This window comes from Streptomyces sp. NPDC059917 (assembly GCF_042730635.1).
GTDB lineage: Bacteria > Actinomycetota > Actinomycetes > Streptomycetales > Streptomycetaceae > Streptomyces.
In genome coordinates, this window is the sequence record NZ_JBHWLC010000095.1 from 16134 (window position 1) to 28949 (window position 12816).

Here is a 12816-nt window from a genome sequence, read left to right on the forward strand (position 1 = left end):
GGGCGTCACGGAGGCGGCTGCACGCGACCGAGGAAGCGCGCGAGCGCGGCGATCGGGCCGAGCGGGTCGGCGTAGTCGACCGTTTCCCGCTCCTCGAACGAGCCGTCCCCGCGCCGGATGGTGGTGCGCCGGCTGCGCTTGATGCCGCCGGTGCGCAGCAGGTAGAGGCCGTACATGGCGGCGACGCTGATGATCCCGATCTCGATGACGGGGAGTTTGGCCTTGGCGTCGGCGGCGATCTGGAGGATCCGCTCGGGTTGGTCCGGCTCGTCCCAGGCACCCGACAGGACGAGGAGCGCCGCGTTCTCCAGGAGCAGCGGGTCGGCGGCGAGCCGGTCCAGGTCGGCCGCGAAGTCCGGGCCCCAGCCCCGGGCGAGTTCGGCGCGCATCTCTTCCGTGGTCGGGTCGTCCAGCCGTTCGCTGAGGTAGTAGCGCAGGGTGTGGTGGACGGTGTCCGGGTCCACTTCCCGCTCCGCCAACGCCGACGTCAAGGTCCGGGTCATCTACCAGTCACCTTCCAGGGCCATCGACCAAGCGATCCAGGCGGGCACGCCGGACCGTTCCGCTTCCAGACAGGACGTGCGCAGGGCGGCGCCCGGTGGGCTGCCGGACAGCACGAGGGCGCGGCAGCGGTCGAGGACCGGCAACACCTGCTCGGCGAGGATGTCCCAGCGCGGCGCGACCAGGGTGCGCAGGCCGCGGTGGCGGAGCGCGCTGAACAGCCCGACCTGCTGACCGCCGCGGGTGTGGTTGAGCCCGCTCGAGCACGCCGCGGAGAAGATGGCGCGGGGCGAGCGGGCCACGGCCGTCGCGGACCGCCAGTCGAACCGGTGGGCGGGGCCGGAACGGGCGGCGGCCAGGGAGTCACCGGGCGGGAGCCGCCCCTCGGACGCGAGCAGGAGCGAGACCGAGGCGCTTCCGGTGTCGACCAGGCCGTGGCAGAGCAGTGTGCAGAGGTCGCAGCCTTCGAGGATGCGGACGAGCGCGGCGGCGTCCGCCCGCTCCCGGTCCGCCGAGGCGAAGGCGAGTTCGGCCGCGGCGGCCTCCGCCCGGCTCGCGACCAGGGACGCCGTCAGCGCCGCCGCGACGGGCGGGGATTCGCCGAAGCGGGGTGCGCACACCGCGCCGACGGCCGGGCGTGCGACCGCGGCGTCCGGCCGCAGCATGAGCGATCCCCAGCTCGGCGCGTAGGAGCACGTCCAGGAGGGGCCGAGGGCGAGGTGCCAGGGCAGCCGGTACAACTGCGGCGACTCGATGACGACGACGTGGTCGGCGGAGCCGAGCCGTTCGCGGAGCACGGTGCGGAGCGCGCTGGTGAACGTCCGCCACTGCGGGACGTCGAGGGGGTCACCGGGACGGCTCGGGGTCCAGTTGGCGATGCGGGTGCCCAGCCGGGCGGCGAGCGGACCGAGGTCGTCCAGGGCCATCACGACCTCCGCGACCGGCGTCCGGCCGGCCTCGATCAGGGTCAGGACCAGCGACCGCCGGTCGGATCCGTGCTCGACCTGTTCGAGGACGGCGGTGCGGGCGAGGCCCGTCCGGTCGCAGAAGGCGGTGAGCGCCCGGTCGTCGGCGAACGGGCCACCGGCCCCGTGGGCACGGGAGCCGGCGGAGGCGCCCGCGCCGAGCAACCGTCGCGCCGGGTCCCGCCACAGCTCCTCCACCGTCCGCCGCAGTTCTCCGCACCCCTCGCCGTCCAGGAGCGCGCCCTGGATCTCCCGCAGGTCACCGGGGTACGCCGCCTCCACACCGGCGGCCTGCTCGAAGTCGGCGAACCCCGCCATCGCCCGGCCGACGAGCCGGTCGGCCTTGCGCACGAGTGCGAGGGCGTCCTGGTGCGCCCCGGCCGAGACCGCGGCCAACGCGGGGCGCACGAAGCACTCGACCGGCGGATCGACCCGGTACTGCTCGACGGCCAGCCGTTCGAGGGCTGCCCAGTCGGGGGCCCGCGCGTCGGGGGCGCCGCGCCGGACCTCCCCGGCGAGCGCCGCCACCCGGGTGGCCTGGAGGTGCACGAAGCAGTCGCCGCGGGCGGCCGCCCGCGCGCGCAGGTCCGGCAGCCCGTCGAGGGCTGCGGCCCCCGGGGCTCCGCGTCGCAGCTGCTCCAGCCTGGCCATCGCGGCGTAGAGGTCCGCGACGGGGCTGTAGGGGACGGCTCCGAGGTGGGTGACCTCCCCCGGCCCGCGGATGTCGAGCGCGTTCAGCGGCAGGTCCCACAGTTCCTCGTCGGGTTCCCCGTCGTCGCGCAGGAGCGCGTACTGGAGCTGCGCCCGGACGACCGGAGTGACCAGGGAGGAGAATTCGAGCGCGTGGGCCAGGGCTTGCCTCAGCAGTGTCACGGCGTCACCGAACCTGCCGGTGGTGAAGTACGCCGGTGCCAGCTCCACGGCGACGTACGGGCGCAGGCTGGGCCGCAGCTTCGCCCACTGCGGCTCCAGGAGGGCCAGGGCCCGGTCGACCCGACCGCGTTCGCGGAGCACGACGGCGGTGGCGATCACGTGCTTGTGCGGGAACGGGTGGGCCGCGGTGAGCCAGCGATCGGGTGTGGACCAGGCGTCCTGTTCGCCGATCTCCGCGAGCGCCTCCTCGGTGCGGCCGGTGAGGGCCAGTGCGAGGGCGCGGACGTCGGACAGGTCCGACCGGCGGAAGTCCTCTGCCGGTTCGAGGTCCCGCACGCGTTCCAGTATGCGCAGGGCGCCCGCCGCGTTCCGCGCGCTGATCAGCGCCTCGCCCAGGAGCACCGTGGCGTTCAACGACCCGGTCTTGCGCTCCAGGGCCGCGTGCACCAGATCGAAGTCCGCGTCCGTGCCGTGGTGGGCCAGTCCCGAGTAGATCTGGGAGCGCATCATGGCCAGGGATTCGACTCCGAGCGCGTCGATCATTCCGGCCAGGGCGACGCCGACCTCGTTCTCGGGAAATCGGATGGAGATGTGGTCGGCGAGCCGTGCGGCGAGGTTCGGGTGGCCCGCCCTGACCGCCGCCCGCTCGATGCGCTCCTCCGTCCTGACCCACTTCCTGCCGACCCGGCGGGGCCGCCGCTGGAACGCGTCGATGCGGAGCCCCTTCTCGAGCTCGATGAGGCGGCCGAGGTCGAAGGCCGACAGGGTGGGGCGCAGGTGTTCCTCGCTCAGCCGCAGCCGTTCGGTGGGCGACGTACCGAACCAGGCCCGTTTCACCCGCATTTCCAGGCTCATGTACTCCATCGCCCAGTCGAGGGAGGCCGGGTTCGCCAGACCCGCCCGGTGGTGCAGGACGGCCTCGACGGCCCGGGCGCAGTAGAACCATTCGCGCTCGCCCTTGGCCCCGGTCCGCGCGACGGCGGCGACGGCGGTGGAGAACCGGCCGAGCGCGTCGCCGATGGGCGGTGACCCGTCCACGTACGTGCGCAGGTCCTCGTCGAAGGTCCTCGGCAGCCCGCGCGCCCGGAGGGCCCACGCCGCGCAGAGGTTCTGCCACGTCCGCGCCTGGCAGGAGCCCAGGACCGCGACCCCCTCGTCCGGGTCGACCCCGACCAGCGGGAGCGCCCCGGCCGCGGCGACCGCGAGCGCGCAGTACACCGCCCCGGTCAGCTCCCGCCAACGTCGGTCGAGCACCGCCTGGTCGACCTCCGTGAACCACCCGAGCACCGCCTCGATCCGCAGCCGCAGCAGCGCGCCGACCAGGTGCTTGAAGTGGGCGGGCGAGGCGGCGAGGAGACTCTCGTGCGGCGTCGCGCGCAGGGCGTCGGGCGCGGCGGTCCCGCCCGCCCCGTGCGAGCGGATCAGGCTCTGCTCGGTGGACGCCCAGTAGAAGACCTTGGCGGGTACGGTCGTGCGGCATCCGGTGGCGCAGCGCAGGAAGTCCAGCTCCCCGCCGAACAGTTGGACCGTCCTCGCGACGTCGTGGTCCCGTATCAGCAGCAGGCTCGCGGTGTCGATCTCCGCCCCACAACGGCTGCATCGCACCCCTTCACGGTACGTGCTCACTCTCCGCGAGGGAAGGGTCCGCAACCGGTGACGCCGCCGGGCGACCCGGGTCCCGCCGCACGGTCGCGGAGGTCAGAGCGCGGCGAGGACGCAGGCCGACACGAAGACCACCTGGAGGAGCGTGCGGGGGACCAGTGCCATGACGGGCTTTCCGTCGAGGGTGAGTCCGGAGCGGGCGGCGTGGACGTTGGCGGGGAACATCGCCAGCAGCATGACCGTGAGTCCGATCGCGGCCAGGGGGCGCAGGACGGGGATCAACAGGCCGCCCGCTCCGGCCAGTTCGAGGAGTCCCGTGACCGTGACCAGGAGGTCCGCCCGGGGCAGCGCGGGCGGGACCATCGCGATCATCTCGGCTCGGCGCCCGGTGAAGTGGGCGACTCCGGTGAGCGTGAACATCAGGGCCAACGCGACGCAGAGCGCGGGCTGCCAGCCGTCCAGGGCGGAGAGGCCGAGCAATCCGGCGAGGCGGGCCAGGATCCAACCGATGACGAGCACGATCACGGGAGCCATTGCGTGTCCATCCTTCGCATGTCCAGAACTTGACACTGGAAAGATTCACTCATCGCCACCATCCTGTCAATGCCTAGATCCAGGTAGGCTGGCCCCATGACGACCCCCTCCCCCGCGTCCCGCCCCGCCGCGGAGCGCCAGAGCTACCACCACGGCGATCTCCGCCGCGCGCTCCTGACCGCAGCCGTCGAGGCCATCGAGGAAACCGGCGCCTCCGCGGTCAGCCTGCGCGACCTGGCCCGCCGGGCCGGGGTCTCCCACGCCGCGCCCGCCCACCACTTCGGCGACAAGGCCGGCCTGCTCACCGCGGTGGCCGTCGAAGGGTTCGACCTCTTCGCCGACGCGCTCGACGCCACCTGGCGACGGACCGGCGACTTCGCCGAAGTCGGCGTCGCCTACGTACGGTTCGGGCTGACCCACCGCGGGCACTTCGAGGTGATGTTCCAACCCGGTCTGTGCCACCCGGACTCCGCCGAACTGACCGCCGCCCGGGCCCGCGCGGGCGAGTCACTGCGCCGCGGCGCCGCCCTCCTGACCGCACATGCCGGGGACGGGGACCCCCAGATCGCGACGCTGGCGGCCTGGTCCCTCGTGCACGGATTCACGGCGCTGCGGCTCAGCGACACGCTCCCGCTACCGCCGGACGCCGACCCGGAGGCCGTGGCGCGGCAGGTCACCAGGTTCCTCGTGCGCTGAGGCACGCCGTTTCGAGCCAGGGCCGGTCGCGGCCGCCGAGCCGTCCACCCTACCGATCGGCGGGGCCGTCCTGCCCGGCGTCCGAGGGGGAGGGATTCCAGAGCCGGTCGGCCTCGCCGCGGGCGAGGTGCTCCTCGTAGACGCGCACCTTGTACCGCATCACGTCCAGGGTGCCCTGCAGCTCGCGCATCTGCGCCTCCACGTGGGCCTCGTGCCTGCGCAGCAGTTGGAGGCGCTGGTGTTCGTTGCCCGGGCCCTGCCGGGCCAGGTCGATGTACTGCCGGATCACCGCGAGGGACATGCCGGAGGAGCGCAGCTTCGTACAGATGGCCAGCCACTCCAGGTCCTCCTCGTGGTAGACCCGGCGGCCGTTGGACAGGCGGCGCACGGGATTGGCGAACAGGCCCTCCCGCTCGTAGAACCGCAGCGCGTGCACGCTCAGTCCACTGCGCCGCGCCACCTCACCGATGCTCAGGTCCACGAGCCCCCCTTCCCCACCTGCCTGTTGATCTAGACCCGACTCTAGGTTCTAGCGTCTGGTCATCGGCCCGTCGGGTCCGGAAACGGCGGCACGGGGAACAGCGGAACAGGGAAACAGGGGAGAACATGAGCGTGTGGTTCGTCACCGGGGCGTCGCGCGGGCTCGGCGCCCAGATCACCCGGGAGGCACTGGACCGGGGGCACGGCGTGATCGCCACGGCGAGGGACGCCGCCGCGGTGCGCCGGGCGTACCCCCAGGGGCGTGCGGGACTGCTGGCGGTGGACGCGGACGTCACCGAGCCGGAGCAGCTGACGGCGGCGGTGGAGGCGGGTCTGGAGAGGTTCGGCCGGATCGACGTCGTGGCCAACAACGCCGGTTACGGCCTCATCGGCGCGATCGAGGAGATCTCCGACGAGGCGGCCCGAGCACTGTTCGACGTCAACGTCTTCGGCGTGCTCAACACCTTGCGGGCGACGCTGCCGACCTTGCGCGCCCAGCGCTCCGGCCACGTCCTGAACATCGGCTCCGTGGGCGGCTTCGCCACCGCTCCGGCGGCGGGCCTGTACGGCGCCTCGAAGTTCGCCCTCGAGGGCGTCTCCGAGGCGCTGCACGGCGAGTTGGCGCCGCTCGGCGTCCACGTCACGATCGTGGAACCGGGCGGGTTCCGCACCGACTTCCTCAGCAGCTCCAGCATGCGGGTCGAACCGGCCTCCATCCCCGACTACGTCGCCGGCGCGGGGCCGGTGCGCGAGGCGCTGGCCGAGAACGACGGCCACCAGCCGGGCGATCCGGTGAAGGCGGCGCGGGCCATCGTCGACATCACCGAGGTCGCCGCGCCTCCGCTGCGCCTGCAACTGGGTGCGGACGCGGTCGAGCGCGTCGAGGCGAAGCTGGATCTGGTGCGGAGCGAGCTCGACCGGTGGCGCCACGTGGCCCTCTCCACCGGGATCTGAGGGGCCGTGCCCGACGGCAGCGGTCGAAGGGACTCCCCTACTCGGACCGCAGCGCGGCCAGGCGCTCTTCGAACGGGATCACCTGGAAGCCGTCCGCCGGGTCCACCGAGGTGATCGATCCCGTCAACGAACGGGGAGCGATCGCGGCGCGGGTGGAGAGGGTGGTGGCGGGTGCGGCGGATGCGGCAGATGCCATGGACCGGGCCAGCTCCGCGCCCGCCCGGGCGATGCGGTGCTCCAGTCCCGCGTCGCCCCAGTCCTCCGAGGCCGCGTACACGGCGGTGGGCGTGACGAGGGCGCGCAGGTAGCTGAACAGCGGGCGCAGGGCGTGTTCGGTGACCAGCGAGTGCCGGGGCGAACCGCCGGTCGCTCCGAGGAGCACCGGTTTCCCGGTCAGGGCGTCCTTGTCGATGAGGTCGAAGAACGACTTGAACAGGCCGCTGTAGGAGGCGGCGAAGACCGGTGTCACGGCGATCAGACCGTCCGCGGCGGCCACCGCGTCGAGCGCGGCGGCCAGTCGCGCGGGCGGGAACCCCGTGACGAGGTGCCGGCCGATCTCCGTCGCCAGTTCCCTCAGCTCCAGCGGCTCCACCAGCTGGATCGCATCTTCCCCGGCGTCCCGGTGCGCCACGGTCGCCGCCGCGAGGCGGTCGGCCAGCAGGCGCGTGGAGGAGGGGGTGCTCAGGCCCGCGGTCACGACGACGAGCTTCATGATGCCTCCGTCTCGTTCACCGGGGCGCTCTGGACCGCCGCCACGCGGGCGGAATGCGTCGGCGCGTCCGGCACACCGGCCGCGCGCAGGCTCGCGAACTCCTTGCGCAGCACCGGCACGACTTCCTCGCCGAGCAGGTCGAGCTGCTCCAGGACGGTCTTGAGGGGCAGGCCCGCGTGGTCCATGAGGAAGAGCTGGCGCTGGTAGTCACCGGCGTAGTCCCGGAAGGACAGGGTGCGCTCGATGACCTGCTGCGGCGATCCGACGGTCAGGGGCGTCTGGGAGGTGAACTCCTCCAGGGACGGGCCGTGACCGTACACCGGCGCGTTGTCGAAGTACGGGCGGAACTCGCGCACCGCGTCCTGCGAGTTCCTGCGCATGAACACCTGGCCGCCGAGTCCGACGACGGCCTGTTCGGGGGTGCCGTGCCCGTAGTGGGCGTAGCGCCGGCGGTACAGGTCCACCATCTGCCGGGTGTGGGAGGCGGGCCAGAAGATGTTGTTGTGGAAGAAGCCGTCGCCGTAGTAGGCGGCCTGCTCGGCGATCTCCGGCGAGCGGATGGAGCCGTGCCACACGAAGGGCGCCACGCCGTCCAGTGGGCGAGGGGTGGAGGTGAAGGACTGCAGCGGTGTGCGGAACTTGCCCTTCCAGGTGACGACGTCCTCGTCCCACAGCCGACGCAGCAGCGCGTAGTTCTCGATGGCGAGGTCGATGCCGTCGCGGATGTCCTTGCCGAACCACGGGTAGACCGGGCCGGTGTTGCCGCGGCCCATCATCACGTCGACGCGGCCGTCCGTGACGTGCTGGAGCATCGCGAAGTCCTCGGCGATCTTCACCGGGTCGTTGGTGGTGATCAGCGTCGTCGACGTGGACAGGATCAGGGACTCGGTGCGCGCGCCGATGTAGCCGAGCAGGGTCGTCGGCGAGGAGGGGACGAACGGCGGATTGTGGTGCTCGCCGGTGGCGAAGACGTCGAGTCCGACCTCTTCGGCCTTCTGCGCGATGGCGAGCATGGCCTTGATGCGCTCGTGCTCGCTGGGCGCGCGTCCGGTCGTCGGATCGACCGTGACGTCACCGACGGTGAAGATCCCGAACTGCATGGCTCCCGTGGCTCCCATGTCTTCCTGGCTCCCTCTCCATGATTGTTTCTTTTTCAACCATGTGCTCCAACGGGAGGCCCGGCCGGTGTATTCCCGGCGGACCCGTGGGGGTGACCTGCCGGGGGCCGCGCGGGTCCGCGGCGCCGCGCGCCTACGTCTCGTCCAGCACCGCGGCGGCCGCCTGGACGAACGGGCCGATCAGCCGGATGAAGGCGCGCAGCGTCCGCTGGAACTCGCGACGGTTCTCCCTGCACGGGTTCTCGACCACGGCCGCCAAGGCCGTGGAGAGCGTCCCCGACATGATCAACAGGTTCGATGCCGCGACCCTGACGGCGGCAGGCCCCTCCAGATCGACCGAGGTCACCGCGCGCCGCAACTGCTGGTGCCGCTCGCGGTGAGCGGCCAGTGCGGCGTCCGACTCGCCGGTCGACAGGCCGTCGACCCCGCGGAGCCCGTCGGCGACGGTGTGGGCCTGCTCGATCGTGGCCAGATAGACGGCCCGCCTGCTCTGCCGGATGCCGCCGCGGCGCTGGGCCGCGGTCGTGGCCTCGACCTGGATCCGCGCGGCGTGGGCGTTGCCCCTGCTGGTCAGCCAACTCGCCAGCGAACTGGCCACGATGGCCGTCGCACCGGTGAGGGCGGCGACGACCAGGGCGCTGTCGGACGCGTCGAGCATGTCGAGCAGTCTCGCGGAGGCGACCCCACGAGAGCCACCGCTTCCTCGATACTGGCCGGTCAGAAGAGTGCCAGGCCCTCGCCGCCGGTGTCGACGACGACCGGCCGGGACCGGACGGGGAGGTCGTCCAGGCGTTCCGGTCCGGCCGCGGCGGCCACGGTGGGGGCGGTCTCGGCCAGCCAGGCACCGAAGCGTTCGACGGCTTCGCGGTAGGGCATCTGCGCCAGGAGGCGGTGTTCGCCGGAGGGGCAGAAGTCGACGGCGACGCTGAGCAGGCAGGAGCGGGGCGCGCGGTGGCTGCCGCTCCAGTACGCGCGCAGCACGCCGCAGGGTTGGCGGCCGCGGGGGGCGCGGTGGGTCGGACGCAGGGTCCGGCAGGCCGTGTGCGCGGTCCATGCGGCGAGGTGCGGCAGCGGCAGGGTGGTGCGGGTGCGGCAGCCGGGACAGCGGTGCCAGTGGCGGAGCCAATCGGCGGCGTGGGTGTCGAAGAGGCGGGTGTAGTGGTCGGCGACGCGGACGTCGTTGCGGTACAGGTGGTCCGGGCGTTCGCGGGTGTTGCAGGACTGGCACACGGGGGCGCGGACGTAGCCGTGTTCGTGGCAGTGGTCGAGCACGGTGGCGGGGGCGGTGCGGCAGACGGCGCACGCCCATCCGGCCACCTTGCGGGCGGTACCGGCCCTCCTGCTCAGGACCGAGTACAGCTGACCGTCCCACTCCCCCGCGTACGGGCGCGACGGGAGCAGCGGCCCGTCGCCGCCCGGCGTCCCCGGGTCGTCGGCGGATCGGGGCCGGTGGCGCGGGGGCGGTGCGGTGACCGCCGCGCCCGCCCGGCGGGTCCGTTCGGCGTCCAGCCAGCGCGCTTCGGCGTGTTCGGCCGCGTCGAGCAGTCGGACCAGGGCGCGCGGCAGCCACCAGGTCCGCACGGCGCGGTCGTCGGACTTCGCCACGAGCATCCGCCGCCAGTCGATCCCCGCCGGCTCGGCCGGCCGGCCGCCGTACCCGTCCGGCGCCGCCCCCCACGGGGCGCCCGACTCCGCCGGGGAGCGCGGGCTCCGCAGCTCCGCCATGATGCGCTCGCGCCATCGCGGCGCGGTTCCCCCGCCGGGCTCCCGCCGCGGCGCGCCACGGAAGGGACCGATGCGGACCAGGTCCCGGCGGTCCAGCTCGACCGCGTTCATCTCCGCTGCCGCGCGGCGCACCTCCGCCTCCGCGACGCTCCGCCGGCCGCCGCTCTCCCCGTCCATCGCGACCACGCGGCAGCCGAGCAGGACGTACCCCGCTCGGCCACGGGCGGCGGGGCGGGTGAACACCTCGGAGGCCGTCGGTACGGCGCTGTCGGCCGTCAGGTCGGCCCACAGGGCGTCCGCGGCGTTCAGGGTGATCCGGCCGCCCGCGCGGCCCGGGACGACAGGCTCCGGCATGCCAACAGGCTAGGGGGTGTCTGACGGATGTCCATGGGGAAGGAGCGGTGTCCGGTGCGTGCTCTCGGCGTGCCGACCGGAAGCCCGCGTACTGGACGTACTCGGGTTTTCGGTCGGTGCGGCGAGAGTGCGTGCCGGGCGCCGCGACGCCACGGACATCCGTCAGACACCCCCTAAGGCCCGGCGGCCCTTGGGAGCGCGCCCGGGTCGACGATCGCCGCTCGGCTCAGGAGCCCTCGGTCGGTCCGGCCCGGTCCCATCCGGGCGCCCGTACGTCGAGCGCGAGGCTTCCCGGCGCGACCTCCTCGCCGCAGGTGCGGCACGTCGACGCCGGGTCGAGGTCGTGCTCGGCCTCGTGCGCGGAGCCGGGTCCGCCGCGGTGCCGGAGGGCGACCGGTGGCGTGTCCACCGCCCAGCGATCGCCCCAGGTCAGCATCGCCCGCATCACCGGAGCGAGATCGCGGCCGGCCTCCGTGAGGTGGTACTCGAAGCGCGGGGGGCGCTCGCTGTAGGCGCGGCGCTCGACCACGCCCGCCTCCTCCAGCGCGCGCAGTCGGGCGGCGAGGCGGTCGCGGGGGGCGCCGGTGTTGCGGACGATCCGGTCGAAGCGCTGGTTGCCGTAGAAGATCTCGCGGACCGCCAGCAGGGCCCAGCGTTCGCCGATGAGTTGCAGCGCGGCGGCCACGGAGCACGGTCGACCGGGTACTTCGGGGTGCGGAACCGCGTTCTCGCCCTGCTTCGCATTCGAGGTCACGTCCCCATCATCCCCCCACTCCGTTGCGTTTTCAAACTCACCCGGCTAGCCTCCGGCCCATGACAGTTGGAATTTCAAACCCACAACGTGGATCACGCGCCGTCTTCGCGACGGTCGCGGCCGCGGTCTTCATGTCGAACCTCGACCTCTTCATCGTCAACGTGGCCCTCCCGGCGATCGGCCGCTCGTACGGCGACAGCGACCTCGGCTCCCTCTCCTGGGTCCTGAACGGCTACGCGATCGTCTTCGCGGCGCTCCTGGTGGTCGCCGGCCGCGTCGCCGACCGCTCCGGGCACAAGCCGGTCTTCCTGACCGGACTGGCGGTGTTCACCCTCGCCTCGGTCGGCTGCGCGCTCGCTCCCGGCGTCGGGACGCTGGTCGCGGCGCGGCTCGTACAGGCCGCCGGTGCCGCGCTGCTGATGCCCACCTCGCTCGCGCTGCTGCTCGACACGACGGCGCCCGAGAAGCGCGCGGGAGCGGTGCGGGCCTGGGCGTCCATCGGCGGGATCGCCGCCGGACTCGGGCCGGTGGCCGGCGGACTGCTCGTCGAGGCCGGATGGCGTTGGGTGTTCCTCGTCAACGTGCCGGTGGGGATCGCGGCGATCGCGCTCGGCGTCAAGGTACTGCCGTCCCCGGGACGCGCCGGGGCGGTCAAGAGCCCGCTGCCCGACCTGTTCGGCGCCGCCCTCCTCACCGGATCGATCGCCACGCTCGCGCTGGGCCTGGTCAAGGCTCCCGACTGGGGATGGACCAGCGCCGCCACCCTCGGCGGCCTGGCGGCCGCGGCGCTGCTCGGCGTCTGGTTCGTCCTGCGCTCGGCGGGCCACCCCGCGCCGATCGTCGAGCTGCCCCTGCTGCGGGTACCGGCGTTCGCGTCCGCCGCGGCCGCCCTGACGCTCTTCACCGTGGCCTTCGCCGGCATGCTGCTCGGCGCGGTGCTGTGGTGCCAGGGCGTATGGGGTTACTCCGCCCTGCGCACCGGACTCGCCATCGCGCCGGGGCCCTTGCTGGTGCCGCCGGTCGCCCTGCGGATCGGACCGGCCGTGGCGCGGTTCGGCGCGGGTCGCGTCGCGCTGGCGGGAACCGTGCTGTTCGCCGCCGGCATCCTGTGGTGGGCCGCCGCGCTCGACACCGGCTCGGCCTACGCGACCTCGCTCCTGCCCGGCATGCTGCTGACCGGCCTCGGCGTCGGCATGACGCTCCCGGTCCTGACCGGAGCGTCGGCGGCCGCGCTGGCGCCGGCCCGCTTCGCCACCGGCTCGGCCATCACCTCGATGGGCCGCCAGATCGGTGCGGTCCTCGGCGTGGCGGTCCTGATCGGCCTCCTCGGCACCCCGACCCCCGCACACGTCGTCACCGCCTTCCGGCACGGCTGGTACGCCGTCGCCGCGGCCTCCCTGCTCGCCGCGTGCGCGACGCTCCCGCTGGTCCGCGAGCCGCGACCGGCCGTGGCGCCCCCCCCCCCGGGGGGGGCGGCCCCCCCCCGCCCCCCGCACACCCCGCGGGCCCGCGCCCCCCGGGGAGGGGGGGGGGCGCCGCCGCCGGGGC

The 12816-nt window shown here is 73.6% G+C and carries 12 protein-coding genes; 3 read left to right on the forward strand and 9 right to left on the reverse strand.

Annotation, left to right across the window (positions count from 1 at the left end; genetic code table 11):
* Positions 1 to 5 precede the first annotated feature (5 nt).
* The 3 genes from ACFWAR_RS34435 to ACFWAR_RS34445 all read right to left on the reverse strand — a co-directional run bounded on the left by ACFWAR_RS34435 (position 6) and on the right by ACFWAR_RS34445 (position 4475).
* Positions 6 to 503: a hypothetical protein gene (locus tag ACFWAR_RS34435; protein ID WP_385786026.1), complete on the reverse strand. Its 498-nt coding sequence runs from the start codon at positions 501 to 503 to the stop codon at positions 6 to 8.
* Entirely contained in the window at positions 504 to 3944 is a 3441-nt protein-coding gene (locus ACFWAR_RS34440; RefSeq protein WP_385786029.1) for a hypothetical protein, read from the reverse strand.
* Positions 3945 to 4037: 93 nt separating this feature from the next.
* Positions 4038 to 4475 carry a DoxX family protein gene (locus ACFWAR_RS34445; RefSeq protein ID WP_385786032.1) on the reverse strand — a complete coding sequence of 146 codons (438 nt, stop codon included), beginning with the start codon at positions 4473 to 4475 and terminating at the stop codon, positions 4038 to 4040.
* A gap of 96 nt (positions 4476 to 4571) precedes the next feature.
* Here ACFWAR_RS34445 and ACFWAR_RS34450 point away from each other — a divergent pair, with 96 nt between their 5' ends.
* Complete coding sequence (locus ACFWAR_RS34450; RefSeq protein ID WP_385786035.1) at positions 4572 to 5171, forward strand: TetR/AcrR family transcriptional regulator; 600 nt, start codon at positions 4572 to 4574, stop codon at positions 5169 to 5171.
* A gap of 49 nt (positions 5172 to 5220) precedes the next feature.
* Here ACFWAR_RS34450 and ACFWAR_RS34455 read toward each other — a convergent pair whose 3' ends face one another.
* A complete protein-coding gene (locus ACFWAR_RS34455) occupies positions 5221 to 5652 on the reverse strand; it encodes a MerR family transcriptional regulator (RefSeq protein WP_385786038.1) in 432 nt (143 codons plus the stop codon).
* 125 nt (positions 5653 to 5777) lie between these two features.
* On the opposite strand from ACFWAR_RS34455, the gene ACFWAR_RS34460 reads away from it, so the two are divergent.
* The gene (locus tag ACFWAR_RS34460) at positions 5778 to 6605 is read left to right on the forward strand and encodes an oxidoreductase (protein WP_385786040.1); all 828 of its coding nucleotides are present in this window, start codon (positions 5778 to 5780) and stop codon (positions 6603 to 6605) included.
* 37 nt (positions 6606 to 6642) lie between these two features.
* On the opposite strand, the gene ACFWAR_RS34465 is transcribed toward ACFWAR_RS34460, so the two are convergent.
* From ACFWAR_RS34465 to ACFWAR_RS34485, 5 genes are all read right to left on the reverse strand, one after another.
* Positions 6643 to 7317 carry a CE1759 family FMN reductase gene (locus tag ACFWAR_RS34465; RefSeq protein ID WP_385786042.1) on the reverse strand — a complete coding sequence of 225 codons (675 nt, stop codon included), beginning with the start codon at positions 7315 to 7317 and terminating at the stop codon, positions 6643 to 6645.
* The gene (locus ACFWAR_RS34470; RefSeq protein ID WP_385786060.1) at positions 7314 to 8417 is read right to left on the reverse strand and encodes an LLM class flavin-dependent oxidoreductase; all 1104 of its coding nucleotides are present in this window, start codon (positions 8415 to 8417) and stop codon (positions 7314 to 7316) included. The genes ACFWAR_RS34465 and ACFWAR_RS34470 overlap by 4 nt, the downstream gene beginning before the upstream one ends.
* A 151-nt stretch (positions 8418 to 8568) precedes the next feature.
* The gene (locus tag ACFWAR_RS34475) at positions 8569 to 9093 is read right to left on the reverse strand and encodes a hypothetical protein (RefSeq protein WP_385786045.1); all 525 of its coding nucleotides are present in this window, start codon (positions 9091 to 9093) and stop codon (positions 8569 to 8571) included.
* A gap of 59 nt (positions 9094 to 9152) precedes the next feature.
* On the reverse strand, positions 9153 to 10514 hold the full coding sequence (locus ACFWAR_RS34480; RefSeq protein ID WP_385786048.1) for an endonuclease domain-containing protein: 1362 nt from the start codon (positions 10512 to 10514) through the stop codon (positions 9153 to 9155).
* A 226-nt stretch (positions 10515 to 10740) separates the two neighbouring features.
* Positions 10741 to 11268 (reverse strand): winged helix-turn-helix transcriptional regulator, encoded by a 528-nt coding sequence (locus ACFWAR_RS34485; RefSeq protein ID WP_385786051.1) that lies wholly within the window; start codon positions 11266 to 11268, stop codon positions 10741 to 10743.
* A 59-nt stretch (positions 11269 to 11327) separates the two neighbouring features.
* On the opposite strand from ACFWAR_RS34485, the gene ACFWAR_RS34490 reads away from it, so the two are divergent.
* Positions 11328 to 12816 (forward strand): MFS transporter (locus ACFWAR_RS34490; RefSeq protein ID WP_385786054.1); only part of this gene is annotated, 1489 nt, incomplete at its 3' end.